Raw genomic sequence first — 18,261 nt, forward strand, 5'->3', positions numbered from 1 at the left:
TTTGTTTTACCATCCGTATCTTTGGGGGTCCCACTCGGTTTCCGCCGTTTCCTGTTTAACCAACACCATTTTATTATCCGGGATATCTTTATTTACGACAAGCCCCGGCCCCAGAGTGGAATTCGCGCCTATTCTTACGCCTGGCACAAATAGATTTCCTATACCCGTCCGGCTATGGTCGCCGAGGAATATGGCGTTTGTATTAATGCCCTGGTATGTTTTTACAGGGGCTTTTTGAGCGCCTGGCATATCGTCAAAGCGCAGGATGGCCATCGTGCAGCCGGCAGCAATGTCGGTGCTTCGGCCCACCACTCCATACACTTCGCAATTATGCACCATTGCGGCTCCATCAAAAGTGACACCGGCCACTTCGGCAGAAAATCCAATTTTATTATTGTTTCCAATAACGCTTTCATCTGCGATTTTACAGTAATCCCGTACAAGGGTGTGCGAACCGATTATGCAATTTTTACCGATAACCGCGCCGTTTTCAAGGATACTTTCCTCCCCGATGATACAGTTCCCGCGAATAACGACCCGCTCGCCGATGACGCTGCCCGCCCCGACCATGACATACCCTTCCAAGCGGGCGCTTTTCTCCACTTTCGCGTCTTGTGCAAGGACACTTTTTGTCAGTTTCCCCACAACGTGCCTACAAAACAGCTGATTGGCCGTTAAGATATCCCATGGGAAATCCATATCAGCATAAGCGCCGTCGATAAATACCGCCTGGAACGTATATCCATCTTCAAGGGCGGTTTGAAGGCCCTGTTCCAAAAAAAAGCCGATCGGCGGCATGCCGCCCACGGGTACCTTAAAAAATGTATTCGATGTTTGTGCTGCATAACTCAGTACTGTCTCTTCCAGCACAAATATACCGGCCACTTTGGCGTTTGCGTAATGGGCGCGCGGATGGCCCCAAAAGCTTTTGACGATGGAGTTTTCCGCAAAAGCGCAGATATGGTCCTGAGCGAAATCTCCATCCTCCAGATTTTTTAGCAGAACGCGGCTGCTTGCCGTGTGCTGTCCCAAAAATTCTTGGACGGTCCCGTCCTCCAGAAAGATATCCCCATACCAGAGGACCGCAGGACCATTTTTCGCAAGCGATGCAATATCATCGCCAAGTTTGTGTTCTTCCGATTCTAAAATCGAAATATCCTTTTCATTGCGCAGAAGATACCGGAGATGGACACTCTGATAACCGGCGAACAAGGTGATGGGCGAAACGCCGTTTTGCCGCAGCTGCCGAACGATGCGCAGAATGTTTGGCACGTTCCCCACTGGAAGACAGCATTTTTGCCAATAATGATTGTAGGGCCACATCCGTTTGCCGGTCCCGCCGCACAAAACAATTCCCTGCATAGCTTTCTCCCCCATTCAGCAATATCGTTGCCTCATGCTTACTTAAAATAGCCGTAATATTGATCAAACAGCTTTTCGTTATACACATCCGCGCCGTCCACGTTGGAACTCTTGAAAACCGGCGGTTTCATGCCGGCGTTTACAAGCCTTTCCACCACCGCCACAATTAAAGCCTGGGCGATGGCCGTTCCCGCGAAGTCCGAGCTCGGCCCAATCGGTACGTCGAATCCATCGATGTAAAAAGCCGCGTCCCCTTTTTCCGCACAGTTGTCTATGGTCACGTCTGCAATTTCGTACATTTTTTTGCCGCTGGCATCACGTGAGGAAACCGCCCCGGAATGCTTCATGGAGGTAAGGGCTATGACCTTGGCGCCCGCTTTTTTCGCCTCCAGGCACATCTGTACAGGTACGCTGTTGCGTCCTGAATTGGACACGACCATAAGGGTATCTTTTTCATCTACTTTATACAGAGAAATCATCGCCTCGGCATAGCCTGAAAGGCGTTCGAGCCAAGTGCTTTTATTCGGCATTTCGTGCAGCATCAGCTCGGGGGGCAGGATCGCTTTGACAAAGGCAAGGCCCCCCGCCCGAATGTAAATTTCTTCAGCCACCATATGGGAGTGGCCCGAACCAAAAACATAAAAGCGCCCTCCCGAAAGGCAGGATGACGCCACCAATTCGGCGGCTTTCGCTATGTTTTCCCGCTGTGTGCGCCGCACCTCCTGCATTTTCTCCACAATAAAGTCAAGGTATAGGTCAAGAGCGTTCATAAACATCTTCCTTTCTCTTTGAGCACGGACACAAATTGTTCCGTAATCCACTGGGGACGAGTAATCGCTGTGCCGATGGTGACAATATCCGCCCCCATATGAAATGCTTTCTTCAGCTGCTCCGTATTGATAATGCGCCCTTCGGCATTGATAAAGGAGTGGGGCAGCGTTTTCCGTATCTCGGAAATCAAAGTAAAATCGGGCGATACCTGCTGAGGGCTGTAGGGGGTGTATCCGGACAGTGTGGTGGAGAGAATGTCGGCCCCCTTCTCGTAAGCGGCAACCGCTTCGTCCAGCACAGATATTTCAGCCATGATCGGAACATGAAAGCGTTTTTTTATTTCCTGTATCATATCCGTTCCGAAAAGGCCTTCGCTGTTTGAACGTTTTGTACAGTCCAGAGCAACAATATCAGCGCCGGTGTCGATAATGGCGGCGGCGCTTTCAAGGTCCGGCGTGATGAAAACATCGGACCCCGGTTTTTTCCGCTTATAAATACCGATGACCGGAAGACCCGTTTCGGCTTTTATTGCGGATATGTCGGACGGACCGTTGCCCCGTAAAGCAACTGCGCCTCCCATTTTGGCCGCCAGCGCCATCTTGGCCATATACAGAGAACCATGCAGCGGTTCCCCCTTCAGGGCCTGGCAGGAAACCACCAGACCCCCTCTTATTTTTTGCAATATATCTTCCATTTGGATTTTCCTCACTTCAAAGATAGAATCATGTCCCGAACGGCTTCCATCAGTTTTTCTCCTTCGCCCCTCTCATAAGGGGAGGACAGGGTTTCGTAGGTCTCCGCCAGGTAAGAAGACGTATCGGGAATATACCCCTGATAGCCGCCAAAATAGCCGCAAAAGACTACTTCATTTCCGTAAGCGGCCCGGAGTGGATTGCTGAGAGCGGAAAACAGCTCTCCCGGGACAAATACAAACACAAGAGTACCCATGCGAAAAAAACGGACTTCCATGGGAAGCATATCCACGCCGCCAAATCCGACGGACAACGACAAGTTGCTCTGTGCGCCTTCAACGCGTGATTCAAACAGCCGTAAATCCTTCCTGCTCTGCGAATGGGCTCGCTGCAATTCCCGGGAAAGCTTTTCAAGTTTTGCTTTGGCATTTTCCACACTGTCCAGCTTTTTTACAGCCATCGGATAGGTGAAAGCCCCTGTTTTGAGCGGATCGGCGGGCAATGGGGACGCCTGCTTCAGCGCCTTGTCTATGTACTTGCAAAGCTTTCCAGAAATTCGCTCCACCTCGTCAAAAGTCGAGGCCGTCCTTGTGAAACGGGTGCTGATATCTCCGCAACTTCCATTTAAAAACATGACCATCGCATACACCTTATCTTCCAGAAATCCGGCAACCCCGCCCGGCAAATCGGCGGAGATCATCCGGTTCTGAAAATTCATGGTGGTGGGGTGGCAGGCCACGTTATACACCAGAAGCTTTTTCCCGTCCGCCCGCGTCCCTTCTAGTGCCAGCAGCACGGGATCGCCCGGCAGTCTTTTGTCATTGCGGTTGGTGGCGATGCCTTCTGTCCTGATCATGCCGTACCGGAAATTGCATGGGCAAAGATTTTTAAAAGCGTTTTCCACGGCTTTGTGGATTGACCGAATATAACGATTGCACAGTTCTTTGTCATACCCGCCCATCAGGTTTTCCATGCCTTTTATGAAGGGGTCTATGCCTTTATTGGTCCCTTTCGGGCCGGAATGAGTATGGATCGCCCCTGCGAAAACGTTCGAATCCTTCAGCCCCAGACCCGCCAGATCCCTACGGATGTCGGCGGCAAATCCGTCGTCAATATCCAGAAGATCGGTCTGAACAATGCAATAGGTTTCGTTATTGTTTTGCAGGAGCAGGACGCGCGCGTAAAGTTCGTCATGAACGCCAAGCGCTATACGTCCCTCTCCCGCAAATCCCGCCAGTTCTTTTCGCAAGGGCGGTGTTATGTAAGCTTTCCCATACCCGGCTTTTATTATGGACATTCGTATCACTCCTTATCTGAATTTTTTTATGACTAAGCCGGACTGTAAACGGAAATCCGGAACTTAATCCGGCATCAGCCCAAAACGCCGAGTGCCACGAGCGGAATGGCAATCACGATAATTCCCAGTAGGATGAACACGGCATTGATCCGCTTCTTGATTAATCTGGCACACAGCAGCGTTAACAGCATGGGCAGCAGTGACGGGACGATGCCGTCCAGAAGCTCCTGAATTTTGACAGACATCTTGCCAATGGTAAGCGCGACCGGAATTGGGATGGCCACGAGCTGCGGGATCAATCCTCCTACCAGCAGCAGGCCGAGAATGGTCGCCATGGTGGTATACCGCTGGACCACATTGCTTTCTTTAATGTTGTCCAGCATTTTGGAACCTTGATTATAGCCCATGTGGATACCGAAATACTTAATACCCACGTTCACGACATTGAACATGAGAAGGGCCAGCAGCAGACCGATCGGGTTTCCTTTCGAAGCAAACGAGGCACCTATGGACATACAGATCGGCATCCAGGTCAGCCAGATCAAACTATCTCCCAAACCTGCCAGAGGCCCCATCAATGCGATCTTCAGCGCAGAGATCACCGAAGAAGCGCTGTTGCCTTCTTTTTCCTCCAACGCGGCGGTGATGCCTAAAACGGGGGCGGCAAACGATGGCATGGTGTTAAAAAACTCAAGATGGCGGGCAATTGCCTGGCTTCGTCCCTCTTTGGGCTTGTCGGCGTACACCTTTTTCAGCACCGGCACCATGGTGTACAGGTACGCCAATGCCTGCATGCGCTCATAATTCCAGGAAACCTGAAACAGATTGAGACGCCAGAATAACTTATTAAGATCTTTCTTCGTAATTTTCTCTGCCATTATAAATCGATTCCTCCCTTCTCAGTCGCCAAAGCTGCGGCCTCATCGGCGGCGGGCGTATGATTGTCTTTATCATTGCTGCGGGTGAACGCGTCATACAGAATCGCGAATACAATGCCGACCATGGCAAGGCCGATAGTGGGGAGTTTCATGTATACGTTCAGCACAAAGCCCAACAGGAAAAATACCCACAACTTTTTATTGATCATCAGGGACAACAGCAAACCGAAACCAAGCGCCGGAAGCATGCCGCCGGCCACCGTGAGGCCTTTCTGGATAAACGAGGGAATCACGCTGAACAGGGTGGTCACGTGTTCGGCACCGAAAAAGATGGCAAGAAAAACCGGCACCGACCTTGTCAGCAGAAACAGCGGCAAACAGCGCAGATGATACTTGGCGGCCTTGTCGAAATCGCCTTCTTCCACAACCTTGTCTGCACGGTGAGTAAAAAAGACGGAGATTGTCCGGGCCAACACATCAAGCTGCTGGGCAACAACAGCTACCGGGACTGCAATGGCAATGCTGGCCACGGCGCCCTGACCAGACAAAACACCTACCGCCGTACCGAGGATAGAGCCGCAGACGACATCCGGCGGCACATAGGCGCCGATGCCGCTGACACCCAACCACATCAGTTCCAAAGCCGACGCGATGATCATACCCTGGGTGAAATCCCCCAGAATAAGACCCGTAATCGAACCGGCAATCAGGGGACGCCAAAAGCAGAGCTGCGGCCCAAACAGGTCGAAAGTGCATATGGCTGTCCAAAGCGCAACCAATAACGCGGGGATTAACATTATATCTGCCTCCTTTTTATTAAGACAAAACCTGTGCTATTTTAAGGGCTTTGTCATTGGGTACCATCTGAATCTCGATGTCAATACCTGACTTCACCAATTCTTGAAATGCCTTTTTTTCCTCCTCACTGACCGCTACAGCTTTTGTAAGCTTTTGTTTTCCCGGGGCGAATTTCATTCCTCCGACATTTACTTTTTTTATTTTTACACCTCCTAATAAACATCTCAAAATTTCCTGCGGATCGGTATAAATCAGCATGGTGCGCCGTTTGATAGGACTCTTCTTGTATACTGAGGTAAACTGGTCGGTCGAAAAAAGATGCACTTTCAAACCTTCTGGTGCAGCCGCCTCTAGGACAGTTTTTTGAATCTCATCATCTGCAAGCTTGTCGCTAATGACAATAACCTGTTCAATCTCATAGAATTTCAGCCAGGTTGTAGCCACCTGCCCATGGATTAGGCGGTCATCAATACGGATAAATTCAATCATCACAAATCCTCCTCGTCAGGTGCTTCTTTCCGGGCAATTCTTACTGTCTGGGACACCACTTTCATTAATTCACTCGATTCTTTAATCAGCATTGTCGCTGTGATTTCGCTTATGTCATCACAGTCGTAGGCGTTGATAACAAGCGGAAGGTTGAACCCGCTAATAACGGTAACTTTAGGGTTTTTTGCAGCAAAATGCAGAGAGACATTGGAGGGAGTTCCATAAGGAACATCTGTTAATATTAACACTTTCTCTTTGCTTTTTGCGGCGGGAGCTGCCAGCTCGGTTTCCAACGCTTCTTCAAGATCATCGCTGCCCATGCCTGGGAAAAGCCCTATGGCGGAAAAATCTGTCATCTTGCCCATGATCATTTCGGCACTTTTCAAAGCTTCGATGGCATAATTGCCATGACTCAATAAAACTGTATAAAAGCCTTTCATTTTATCCCTCCTATTGAATCAGGACATCAAGACTATATTTATTTCCATTGATGCAGGTGCGCCCGTACTCAATGGGAACGGCGTTCATGTCATACCCCACACCGCGTAAATACAAAACCGTCGCCGAATTTCTGCCGAAAAGAATTTTTGCATATTCACCCTTGATGTCCAGAGTCGAAATTTTCTGTTCGATCCGGATGATTTTTTTATTGTATTGCTCCTCCAGCGTCTGATAGATCGAGCCCTTTGTAAAATCATGATCCAGAAGATGGGGAAGAAGCCTTGCATTGTAATACAGATTCTCAATGGCTACGGGTTCTTCGTAGAGGTACTGGACACGCTCTAAGTTATAAACCGAATCCCCTTCATTGACATGCAGCCGTTTTGCAATTTTCTCATCGGCTTTTACGGTTGCCGTACGCAGAATTTTGCTGCTGTGATCCACCCCTTTGGCCGCCATCATCTGTGAGAACCCCTTGAGAGAATATTCGCGCCCCACATCAAACCGGGATACGACACTGCCTTTTCCCTTTATGCGATAAATCAGGTCGTTGGCTGCAAGCTCATCAAAAGCTCTTCGGACGGTCATACGGCTGGTGTTGAACATTTTGCAGAAATCCTGTTCGCTGGGAAGCAGCGAACCTTTCGGATAGTTTCCGTTGATAATGTTTTGCTCTATAAAATTCTCGATGTCTTTAAAAATCGGCATTGTGGCCCTCCTCTGTATATACTTATTTATATATACATATTTGTATATACATGTTATATATACATTATAGCTTTCCATACAGAAATGTCAAGATTGTTTATCATTTTAAGTAAAGATTTTTTAAATTTTATATAAATTAAATGTAGGCTCCCTAAAAACATCTTATTATTGCGGCCTATCGTGTCTACATAATACCCTTTATACCAAAACTCTCGATTTCGGTACTTATATTTCAATTCCCCGATTTGTTAATAAAGCAACGCTTTTTTTATTTCAGAAAGTTCATCGGATCAACAGCTTTTCCGTTTACACGGATTTCGAAATGGCAGTGGTTCCCGGTGGATTCTCCGGTACTTCCGACCAGGGCGATCACCTTCCCTTTCTGTACGGTATCTCCTTTCTTCACAAGCAGCTGTGAGCAGTGGCCATACAGAGACATTGTAGAAGATGAATGCTGAATTGCCACAACGTTTCCATAGCCCCCGTAGCCGCCTCCTGTGACACCGAAATCAGCAAAAATCACCTTTCCTGATTCACCGGCGTAGATCGGCGTCCCATAAGCTGCCGCGAAGTCCACCCCCTTATGAAGGGTGGTCTTGCCTGTCGTCGGGTCGGAACGGTAGCCGAAGGGGGACGAGATCGTGTATTTTCCCGCCTTGATCGAATAGTCGAAGATACCGCTTCCGGCCGTGCCGTAATAGCGAAGCACATGGCTGATGTAGTTGACCGTCACCATAGCTTTCCCATCCCAGCCGCGCCGCCTGCTGCTGTGAGAATTCGACGGCATTCGCCTGTATGTAACCGCCTTTTTCTTTTTACAATATCAAGCTGATTCAGCCTTTTCGTTTTTTCGTTGTATTCCTGTTCATGCTCCCACGGGAGCGCGAGCTGCGCTTTTGCTTCCTTTAACTGTTTCTGTGAATGCCGTCTTCTCAAAGCCACGGATCTGAATCCTTGCCTTTTGATATAGCTGCTAGGAAATTCTCCCTGATGCTGTCCAACTCCACCCCGAAAAGATTGCAGAAACCCGCTATGTTCTCCGGAATAAAACCAAGAAACCGCCCTGTTCCACAGGACGGTTCCAAAATATTGCCGCCGGTAAACTCGAAGTTTTTCAAGGCGGTATGTACGCACTGATGACGGCCGGTGGCGTGTAGAATGCTGTTAAGGTAGAAGTACGGGCAGCGGTGTATTCTTCAGGTGTCAGCAATTGATTGAGTTCTTCATATTCTTTCTGTCATTTCTCATTCTTTTTATCAAATGTCTGCGGGATGCCTCCCCAGCCAACATACTTGACCTTGAACGACGCACCGTCCGCAGTGATGCCGTATCGGTCCTCAAAATCTGCGATAGCTATATTATATTTATCGAGCGAAAGCTCCCAACGTTGAGGAAGTGTTTTTTCTTCCCCATTCGTATCGGACACGTCAAACAGAAATTTCAGTGTTACCCAATGGTCGGTGTCGATGATTACCGGTATTCCCTTTACACCTGCGTTCACGCGGCGGCCGACACGGTTCCACGTCTCGATCGGAGCCAGGGCGGTCGCGTCCGGCCGGCGCGCGTAGATCAGCAGGGCCGACGTAAAATCATATTTGTAGATTCCTGACGCAAACCGGAAAAAGGTTGTCCATTCCTTGTTGGAGGAGACCACTTTTTGCTGTGTCCTTTGCAGTAATTCTTTGCATTCATTGAGTTTATCCAATTGCGGACCTCCATTCACATAAAGTGAGCGGCCGGAGTTCTCCGGCCGCCTTCATATAATATCATTGCCCCTAATTAATATTAAAACTGGTGCCATCTTTTCTATATGCTATTATTCTAATTTTTGTATCATACATTGCACCAAATTTAAACATAACACCAACTATCTTAGTTGAGTCCACACTCCCATACACATACATATATGGCGTAGTCATAACGCCCCCATCACCATTCACATTAGGCGCATCCACAACAGCTGGTATCTCATATGAGCCACTTCCAACAATGTACTTGCTCATTGAACAGTCATAGCTTGTTCTAAAATCGGCAGATTCTTCACGACTTGTAAATTCTTTAACACGATTAGCAGTATCCAGAACTTTTAGAGAATAGAATGCCCTTGAAAGTGTTTTTTCACTATCCTGAGTTGCAACATTTATTACAAAATGGTCTATATTCTCAGGCTGGTAGTAATAATAATCTATCTCACCCCCACTTCCATCATCATAATCCTTATCTCTGTAATAATTTGCATATCCATTATTTAATACTGTAGTATCATACGATGCACCCCAGTCATCATCCGCTACAAGTTTCTCATTGTTACTTTGATTCGCAGAAGTCCCTGTAAAATTCATTAAAAACGGTTTTCCATTAAGAGGTATTATCTTAACCGTTATAACTGCATTATCATAGTGTCTCTTATCCCCGTATTCAGAACGGATCCTTATGGTATTTAACGTAATTCCATTCGGATATCGATACATATCTGAAGTACTGGAACCATAGCTATAATGATTATGAGGCTTAGCTAACTTTACTTCATTAACGTATATATCACCGCCAACCAGATAAAAATCACCCCAATCAATAGTTACCGCAATTCCACTTCCTGCGGGTAGAACAACAGGTTCTGTGAACGTATATGTCACCTGTCCATATCCTTTTTGGCGATATTTATCATCAGAATAGTATGCATGTAAAGATGTTGTATTATTATCATCACTCGTACTGCAATATGATGAATCTCTGGTATACGTCCAACAATATGCCCTCTCTCTGAAATTGGCCGTCACCGTGACGTCCGCGTTCAGGTCATAAATGGTGTAAGTAGTGCTCGTGCCAATTACTGCACCGCTTGAATTCGTCCAATTTACAAACTCGTAATAATTATCGGGCGCTGCGGTCAGTGTTACATTTGTTCCTGCATTGAAAATACCAGTACCGTTTACATGCCCGTTAACTGCATTAGCCGATACGGTATAGGTGTTTGGTTTGACTTCTACCGCACAGGTTGCAGTAAATCCTCCATCCTGCGTTGTTGCGGTAATCGTGGCCGTGCCGACACCGGTACCAATGATTACTCCGGACTGGTCAACAGAGCAGATCGCATTGTCCGAAGAGGTCCAGGTAACCGACTTGTTTGTTGCATCTGCCGGCAGAATGGTGGCTTGCAAAGTTGCTCTGTTGCCTTTGATAATGGAGAGAGCAGAAGAACTGAGCGTAATTCCGGTCACCGGGATTACAACGGTAACTGCGCATGTAGCGGTAAAATCGCCATCCTTCGTGGTCACAGTAATCACCGCTGATCCCGCATTGATAGCGGAAATACATCCCAAAGAATCCACGGTGCAAACATTTTCATCAGACGATGACCATAGTACATCTTTCTGTGAGGCATCCTCAGGGGTTATGGTGGCCATCAAAGTTTCTGTTGTCCCTTTTACAAGAGTTGTACTGGCTTTATTAAGCGTGATTCCTGTAACAGAAGTAATAACCGTCACGCTGCACTCCGCGGTATATCCTCCATCAAGAGTCATAACAGTAATCACAGCATTACCGTTCGCAACAGCAACCAGCTTACCATTTTGGTCAACTGCACACACGGCCTTATTCGAGGATGACCATGCCATATTTGAATTGGTCGCGTCCGCAGGACTAACGGTTGCAGTAAGCAATTCAGTCGTTCCTTTTTCCAGCGTTAATTCAGTCTTATTCAGAACAACACCGGAAACCGGAATGATTACTGTAACTGTGCATTTCGCGGTATAATTACCGTCTTTCGTCGTTACGCAGATATCGGTGGTTCCAGCATTTAATGCGATAATATTTCCTGCAGAATCCACTGTACAGACATTCTCATTTGAGGACAACCAGATTACATCCTGCTGGGAAGCTCCGGCCGGAGAAACAGTAGCTATCAGGGATCCTTTGGAACCCTTAATAAGAGTGAGATTTGATTTATTGAGAGTAACCCCAGTTACAGAGGTAACAACCTTTATACTGCAATTTGCGGTATAACCGCCGTCGTAGGTTGTAACTCTAATGACAGCCGTACCATTTCCTACGGCTGTTACAACACCGTCTTCACTAACAGTACAAATTGAGACATCGGATGATGACCATGAAAGCTTTTGATCTGTGGCATCGGAAGGATTGACTGTTGCCGTCAGCGACTCGGAAGTACCGTTTTCAAGCGTCAGCACTTCTTTGTTCAGGGTTACCCCCGTTACAGGAACGGTCACTGTCACCGTACAGACTGCGGTATACCCTCCATCCAGTGTGGTTGCGAAAACCACTGAGGTACCTGCATTAACTGCGGTTACCTCGCCGGATAAATCGACGGTACACACATTGGGGTCGGATGAGAACCATAAAACATCTTTTTGTGTAGCCCCGATTGGAGTTACTGTTGCGATCAGGGATTCCGTCGAACCTTTTACAAGATTCATATTTGATTTGTTAAGTGTGATGCCTTTCACAGATGTCTTGACATTCACATTGCATTTCGCGGTAAAAGCGCCGTCATATGTCGTAACTGTTATGACTGCGGCACCATTTCCTACAGCCGTAAGTTTACCGCCCTGATCAACGGTGCAGACGGAATAACTGGAAGATGACCAAGAAAGTCCCTGATCGCTTGCATCGGACGGCGTAACAGTCGCGGTCAGTGATTCAGAAGATCCATTTTCTAAGGTTAATTCCGTTTTGTTCAGAGTGATGCCGGTTACGGGAATCACAACTGTAACGATACATGCTGCTATAAATCCACCGTCTGTCGTCTTGGCATAGATGACGACTGTGCCCGTATTGAAAGCAGATACTGTGCCGGTTGAATCAACAGTGCAGACAGTTGGATTTGAGGAAAACCATGATACTTCCTGCTGAGAGGCATCAGAAGGTGTTACTGTCGCAATTAAGGTTTCCTTTGATCCCTTCGCAAGAGTTAATTGCGTCTTATTAAGCATAATTCCGGTGACTGGCGTATTGACATTCACGCTGCATTCTGCTGTAAAATTACCGTCATGTGTCTTAACAGTAACGACGGCTGTTCCGTTTCCTACCGCTGTAACCTTCCCGTTTTGGTCCACCATACAGACCGTATTATTGGAGGAAGACCAGATAACCTTAGAATCAGTTGCATCGAAGGGAATTACTGTTGCTTTCAATGTTTCTGATTGTCCATTTTTCAGCAATAGTTCTGTTTTGTTCAGAGCAACACCGGTCACCGGAGCTACAACGGTAACTAAACATACGGCTGTATGACCACTATCCTTTGTGGCAGCCGATACAACGGTAGTTCCTACATTTAGAGCAGATACTTCCCCTGATGAATCAACAATACAAACATTTTCATCGGAAGATGACCAGTTAATTTCCTGATATGTTCCGGGCGGAGTGATTGTTGCAGTCAAGGTTTCTTTTGAACCTTTTGCTATGGTCATTTGTGTTTTATTTAATATAATGCCTGTAACAGAAGTGATGACGTTCACGTTGCATTTAGCGGTAAAACCGCCATCGTGTGTCATTACTTTAATTACTGCGGATCCATTTCCTACAGCCGTAACTTCTCCATCCTGACTTACGGTGCAAATCGTACTGTCGGAAGTGGACCAATATATTTCCTGATTGGAGGCATCGGAAGGAGAAACCGTTGCAAGCAATGTCTCAGATTGTCCGTTTTCCAGTGTAAGCTTTGTTTTGTTCAGCTTAACACTCATTACGGGAATCCCGCTATCAATAAAGCCACTGTCACTATTGCTGTCCTTATCATTGTTTGAATCCTGATATGTAGTTTCGTCAGTGCTATTCTCTGCCGCTTGGGCCAGGGAATTAGGAACAATGGAGAATATCATGGTAGTCGCTAGTAATAATGAAAGAAATCTTTTAGAAATTTTCATGTTTCCCTCCTAATAATCATTACTTAATTAAAAAATATAATTTTATAACCCCCTTTAACATTTAAGAATAATTGCAGTAACCAATACAAAAACTGACAAATACCCCTCCTATATTTCCTTTTTTATATAAAATTATAATAGTCCCAATATTCCGAATTGTCAATATATCACAAAATTCAATTAAATTTACTAAAGTTAGGTGCGGGAGAATCAGAGGTTTTGTAAAAGTTTAAGTAATCTAGTTATACCTATCCTGAGCATGGGATTCTGATCCATAGCTGCTATGCACTGATGCTGTATTGGAACTGTCCGTTAAAGTACATTGCGTAGATACTATAAGAATATGTCCATTGATAGCTCTTCTTAAAGTTGGCTGTCACCGTGATGTCCATATAAAAATGAAAGAAAATTATTACACCATTTCAAAGGCTTAATGAATATTTTTTACTTCTTTCAGCATTCGCTTCATAAAGAACTTTTATATAATTTTAAACCTCTCAGTCAAAAAAACGACCCCTAAGCAACAGTATGCTTAGGGGTTAACGTTTATAAACTTGATAACATTGCTGCAATTACACTGCTTTCTTTTCACCCTGTGCTTCGCTTCTCATAGCCAGTTTTTTACACGGCCTCATAAGAAGAACGCAAACCCCGTTAAAAATGAGGCTACCAACAATAAAAGTGCCGAAAAAAAGCGGGATATTCGACGAAAACGCATTTACATCGATACAGGCACAGGTTAAGTACGCAAACCCGACGTTGTTGAGGGCCTTTGGAGCATACGGATGCAGGACGATCAGGATAAAAAGGACGACAGCCAGAGGAATCAGAAAACCGAAAAGGCCGCCCAGAACCGGTGTCAGTGCCGAAATAGCCAAAAGTGCCACAACAGTGAGCACCAGACCGACAAGACCACCCACCTCAACGGAAATCAGTCTGTCCCTGATATCCCCTTCCATTGTAAACAGCATAATATTGCTGATAAAGATCAGCCAGCCGTATTGAAAATTCATGACATTGAGAATTGCGTTTGCAATCAGGATCCAGAGGAGCAGAGACAGGCGGAAGTAGAGCAGAAAGCGCTTCTGTACTGTTTCATTCATGGTTCTTTTTCTCCTTAATGTTTTGTCAAGAGGGAAGGATCCACAGGCTCTGTTCTGTTTGCCTGATAAATTCCCTGCTGCTTTAAGAGCTCATCATAATTTTCATGGGTCAGGATATAGAACTGCTTTTTCGCGAGGGACTCAAATACTTTCTCAACCGTAGGCTCCAGAGGAGCGCCGTTGTCAAGAATCTTCTTATTGAATTCTATGAATTTCTGATATTTTTCCGACGAGTAATAAGGATCGTCCTTTGGTACGGCAAACCGTTCCGGACGGTGGCGGTCCGTCAGATGCATCTCCGTCTGTACAAAACCGGGACAGAACACGGAAACATCGATGTCGGCGCCCGACGCTTTGAGGGACTTGTACACACACTCCGACAGAGCGACAGCCGCATGCTTCGTGCTGAAGTAAACCGGAGCGGAGCCTAAGGTGATCAGTCCCGCGATGGAGCAGACGTTTAAAATTTGGCAGTGCGTGCCCTGCGTGAGCATCTGCGGAATAAACCGCTGCATCATAAACCAGTGGGCATAAACGTTGACTTCCGTCACCCACTTGATATCCTGCTCCCTGATGTCCAAAAGATCGGCGCCGTTGGATACGCCCGCGTCGTTGATAAGGATATCGCAGCGGCCGAATTCTTTCATGGTCCGGTCGAATATTTTCTGGCATTCTTCCGAAAGGGAAACGTCAGCCTGTACGGCAACCGCTTTGCGGCCCATCGCCCTGATTTCATCGGCGACCGCTTCCGCTTCTTCCCCGTGGATATCGGCGATCAGCACATCGGACCCCCGTTTCGCGCAGCCCAGTGCCAGCGCGCGCCCGATGCCGTTGGCACCGCCCGTGATTACCAGCACTTTCCCTTTATAGTTTTCAATCATATCGGCACCCTCCTTATTGCGGATTTTTTCCGTTAACCAGATTCTGAATCCTCATCCCGGCGACAACCTGGGATTCCGGGTGGGTAAAGATATAGAATTTCTCATCCTCGACAGCGGTAAAAACACAGGTTCCAACATAATCGATGGGAATGCCCGTCGTTACCTGGCGCTCGCTGCGCACAAAACCCGACTTAAACTCCTGCCCCTGGTAATAAGGATCGTCGTTGATGGCGTAACGTTCCGGCCGGTGAGTATCCGCCAGATGAATGCCCGTCTGCACAAAGGCGGGTACAAGGCAATGGACCTGAATGCGCCCGAGGCCGCGATTCTTCAGGGCAAGGTAGGTACCCTCCGAAGCCCCGATCCCTGCGAATTTTGTGGCGTGGTACATCACGGCGTTTCCGGAGGTCATCAGCCCCGCTGTGGATTCGGTGTTGATAATGACCGCTTCGGTCCCCTGCCGGATCATTTGAGGAATAAAGACCTTCATCCCGTAGAGATGGCTCAGCATGTTGACCTCGGTAATCCAGTGGATATCCTGCACCGGAATCTCCCAAACAGGGCCGGATACCGAAACCCCGGCGTTGTTGACAAGCATATCCACCTGCCCAAAGGCATCCAGAGTCAGCTTTAAAAGGCCCTCAACGTTTTCAAGAAGGGAAATGTCCGCCTTCTGTCCCACCGCCTCGGCACCCATCCCGTGCAGCTCGTTTACAACACGGTCCACCGCCGGAGCGTCAATGTCGTTGATCACTATTTTCATGCCTCGCAGCGCACCCTCTTTGGCAATCGCCTCTCCGATACCGCTTCCGCCGCCTGTAACAACCAGAACCTTGCCTTTAAACTCTTTCATCTTCTGTTCCCCTCCCTTAAAATACAAATGCCTTGTCGTTCGCGGAATGCATGGCGCTGACAATCGTACCCGGCTTTTCCGTATCGCCGACCAGTACCACCCTGTCAAACGCGGCTTCCATCTCTTCATACAGCGCGCGGTTCGGCCTTACGCCAAGCGCCAGAACGACGACGTCGGCCTTGCGGGCAACTTCAACGGCGCTGGCTGTAACAGTAAGCGTGATTTCTCCGTCCCCGACCGCCTTGATGGCGTGGCCCGTCAAAATTTCAACCTTATTTTTATTGAGGCGTTCCATCAGGTAGTGCAGGACGCTCGGATAAAGAGTGGTGCCGACGGCGTTCATCATTTCCACCACGGTGACCTGATTGTCCGGGCTCAGATATTCGGCTGTTTCCAGCCCCGTGACACCGCCGCCTATGACGGCGATATTCTTTCCGCTGAGCTTTACCTCTCCTGATAAAACCTGTTCCGCCAGAACCGCTTTTTCAACTCCGGGAATTTTGGGAACAATCGGGTTCCCGCCCTGGGCAAGGAACACCCCGCACGCCCCGGCTTTTCTACACTCTTCCACGGTGCCCTGTGTATTCAGGCGTACATCCACGCCCCATTTTTTGAGTTCCGCTTCCTGAGTGTCGATCAGTTCAGCAAGCAGTTCCTTATGAGGAGGAACCGAACCGAATTTAATGGTTCCGCCCAGTCTGCCGCTTTTTTCAAACAGCACCGTTTTAAACCCTCTCTTGGCCAGCACCAGCGCGGCCTGCATACCACCCGGTCCGCCGCCGACAACGGCCACTGTACGCCCGTTTCCGTCCTTTACAAGACGGTCGTCCCCATGGGTCAGCTCCCGCCCGAGAATCGGGTTGACCGTGCATTCGACCGGCCTGCCCTGATTGGCCACAAGGAAGCAGTTCATACAGCCGATGCATTTGCGGATCAGGACGTCTTCCCCGCATTTTGCCTTATTGGCCCACTCGGCGTCGGCAAGCTGTCCGCGCGCAACACCCACGAAATCGGAGACGCCCTCCTCCAGAAGCGCTTCGGCAAAAGCCGGATGCTTGATCGTGTTGACGGCGATCACCGGGATTCTGACATTCGCCTTAATATTTTTTGCCAGGTGCTTTTTCCAGCCCTCCGCAAAGCAGGACGGTTCAATGATCGTTGCGCCGGACTCATAGGTTCCGCAGCTCACATTCAGGCAAGCGATTCCCAGACTTTCAAGATATCTCGCGATACGGATACATTCCTTTTCATCGAGGCCGTCCTCAATGAATTCGCTGCCGTCAATGCGGACGCAGACCGGGAAATCGGGGCCGCAGGCAAAACGGATACCGACGACGATCTCGGTAATAAAACGCATACGGTTGAAGAAATCACCGCCGTATTTATCCGTACGACGATTGGTGTGCGGGCTTAAGAACTGGTTGACCAGATACCCGTGGGCGGCGTGAACCTCCACCCCGTCCAATCCCGCGGTCTTGGCGATCACGGCGCCCTTCACAAATTTCTGCGCCATTGCCGTGACTTCCTCTGTGGTAAGCTCCCGCGGCATTTCGCCTATGATTTTGCACATCACCGGCGAGGGAGCGACAATCTGCTTTCCGTGCAGAAGCCTGCTCATTGTCTCGTTTCCCGGATGGTGGAGCTGAAGGAAAATTTTCGTATCGTACGCATGCACCGCCTCCGCCAGCCGGACAAGACGGGGGATGTGTTTGGAATCCGTCGCGCACAGCTGGTTGCTTGTGCCGATTCCCGTTTCCTCGTCGATCCGGCAGATTTCGGTGATAATCAGCCCGCAGCCTCCCTTCGCCCGGTCGGCATAATACCGGATGATTTCGTCCGATGCTTCTCCTGTTGAGGACGCAAACCCGGTCCCCATCGCAGGCATGACGATTCTGTTTTTCAGTTCCAGTTTTCCGATTTTTCCTTTTTCAAAAAGCTTTGTGTACTTCATGAAATCAGCCCTTTCTTCCTTAAATTTTGACTTTTCCGGCACGTACTTTTTTGCTTCGGCAAACTCTCTGTTAATAATATAACATACTCAATTGGGAAAAGATATGGACCTCTCACACAAAACCCTTGCCTTTTTTGTGCCTGATGACTAAA

The 18,261-nt window shown here is 48.0% G+C and carries 16 protein-coding genes and 1 pseudogene; all 17 read right to left on the reverse strand.

Translation table 11 applies throughout. The features are described 5' to 3' along the window. Positions 1-6: 6 nt before the first annotated feature. The 17 genes and pseudogenes from ACRQU7_RS12765 to ACRQU7_RS12845 all read right to left on the reverse strand — a co-directional run bounded on the left by ACRQU7_RS12765 (position 7) and on the right by ACRQU7_RS12845 (position 18,109). Complete coding sequence (locus ACRQU7_RS12765) at positions 7-1,362, reverse strand: sugar phosphate nucleotidyltransferase (RefSeq protein WP_444641247.1); 1,356 nt, start codon at positions 1,360-1,362, stop codon at positions 7-9. Between the two features lie 38 nt (positions 1,363-1,400). Continuing rightward, positions 1,401-2,132, reverse strand: coding sequence for an SIS domain-containing protein (locus ACRQU7_RS12770; RefSeq protein WP_444641248.1), 732 nt, complete (start codon positions 2,130-2,132; stop codon positions 1,401-1,403). Next, the gene (locus ACRQU7_RS12775) at positions 2,129-2,827 is read right to left on the reverse strand and encodes an N-acetylmannosamine-6-phosphate 2-epimerase (protein ID WP_444641249.1); all 699 of its coding nucleotides are present in this window, start codon (positions 2,825-2,827) and stop codon (positions 2,129-2,131) included. The genes ACRQU7_RS12770 and ACRQU7_RS12775 overlap by 4 nt, the downstream gene beginning before the upstream one ends. An 11-nt stretch (positions 2,828-2,838) precedes the next feature. Then, positions 2,839-4,122: a neutral/alkaline non-lysosomal ceramidase N-terminal domain-containing protein gene (locus tag ACRQU7_RS12780; RefSeq protein ID WP_444641250.1), complete on the reverse strand. Its 1,284-nt coding sequence runs from the start codon at positions 4,120-4,122 to the stop codon at positions 2,839-2,841. Between the two features lie 74 nt (positions 4,123-4,196). Further along, positions 4,197-5,000, reverse strand: a complete 804-nt coding sequence (locus ACRQU7_RS12785; RefSeq protein WP_444641251.1) for a PTS system mannose/fructose/sorbose family transporter subunit IID — start codon at positions 4,998-5,000, stop codon at positions 4,197-4,199. Beyond that, on the reverse strand, positions 5,000-5,797 hold the full coding sequence (locus tag ACRQU7_RS12790) for a PTS mannose/fructose/sorbose/N-acetylgalactosamine transporter subunit IIC (RefSeq protein ID WP_444641252.1): 798 nt from the start codon (positions 5,795-5,797) through the stop codon (positions 5,000-5,002). Before ACRQU7_RS12790 ends, ACRQU7_RS12785 begins: the two co-directional genes overlap by 1 nt. Positions 5,798-5,816: 19 nt before the next feature. Beyond that, entirely contained in the window at positions 5,817-6,287 is a 471-nt protein-coding gene (locus tag ACRQU7_RS12795) for a PTS system mannose/fructose/N-acetylgalactosamine-transporter subunit IIB (RefSeq protein ID WP_444641253.1), read from the reverse strand. After that, on the reverse strand, positions 6,287-6,727 hold the full coding sequence (locus tag ACRQU7_RS12800; RefSeq protein WP_444641254.1) for a PTS sugar transporter subunit IIA: 441 nt from the start codon (positions 6,725-6,727) through the stop codon (positions 6,287-6,289). The genes ACRQU7_RS12795 and ACRQU7_RS12800 overlap by 1 nt, the downstream gene beginning before the upstream one ends. Positions 6,728-6,737: 10 nt before the next feature. Next, complete coding sequence (locus ACRQU7_RS12805; RefSeq protein ID WP_444641255.1) at positions 6,738-7,436, reverse strand: GntR family transcriptional regulator; 699 nt, start codon at positions 7,434-7,436, stop codon at positions 6,738-6,740. Between the two features lie 167 nt (positions 7,437-7,603). Beyond that, a pseudogene (locus tag ACRQU7_RS12810) lies at positions 7,604-7,684 on the reverse strand (IS200/IS605-like element IS200 family transposase); the annotation flags it as partial. A gap of 20 nt (positions 7,685-7,704) precedes the next feature. Beyond that, the gene (locus ACRQU7_RS12815) at positions 7,705-8,223 is read right to left on the reverse strand and encodes a M23 family metallopeptidase (RefSeq protein WP_444641256.1); all 519 of its coding nucleotides are present in this window, start codon (positions 8,221-8,223) and stop codon (positions 7,705-7,707) included. 450 nt (positions 8,224-8,673) lie between these two features. Next, positions 8,674-9,141 (reverse strand): hypothetical protein, encoded by a 468-nt coding sequence (locus ACRQU7_RS12820; RefSeq protein WP_444641257.1) that lies wholly within the window; start codon positions 9,139-9,141, stop codon positions 8,674-8,676. A gap of 70 nt (positions 9,142-9,211) precedes the next feature. Continuing rightward, a complete protein-coding gene (locus tag ACRQU7_RS12825) occupies positions 9,212-13,321 on the reverse strand; it encodes an Ig-like domain-containing protein (protein ID WP_444641258.1) in 4,110 nt (1,369 codons plus the stop codon). 572 nt (positions 13,322-13,893) lie between these two features. Then, complete coding sequence (locus ACRQU7_RS12830) at positions 13,894-14,424, reverse strand: hypothetical protein (protein WP_141825690.1); 531 nt, start codon at positions 14,422-14,424, stop codon at positions 13,894-13,896. 14 nt (positions 14,425-14,438) lie between these two features. Then, on the reverse strand, positions 14,439-15,305 hold the full coding sequence (locus ACRQU7_RS12835) for an SDR family NAD(P)-dependent oxidoreductase (protein ID WP_141825691.1): 867 nt from the start codon (positions 15,303-15,305) through the stop codon (positions 14,439-14,441). 13 nt (positions 15,306-15,318) lie between these two features. Then, the gene (locus ACRQU7_RS12840) at positions 15,319-16,158 is read right to left on the reverse strand and encodes an SDR family NAD(P)-dependent oxidoreductase (protein ID WP_141825692.1); all 840 of its coding nucleotides are present in this window, start codon (positions 16,156-16,158) and stop codon (positions 15,319-15,321) included. 16 nt (positions 16,159-16,174) lie between these two features. Beyond that, positions 16,175-18,109, reverse strand: coding sequence for an oxidoreductase (locus tag ACRQU7_RS12845; RefSeq protein ID WP_444641259.1), 1,935 nt, complete (start codon positions 18,107-18,109; stop codon positions 16,175-16,177). Between the last annotated feature and the right edge of the window lie 152 nt (positions 18,110-18,261).

The sequence above is a fragment of the Caproiciproducens puteiluti genome, assembly GCF_052442865.1.
In the GTDB taxonomy this organism is placed as follows: Bacteria; Bacillota; Clostridia; order Oscillospirales; family Acutalibacteraceae; genus Caproiciproducens.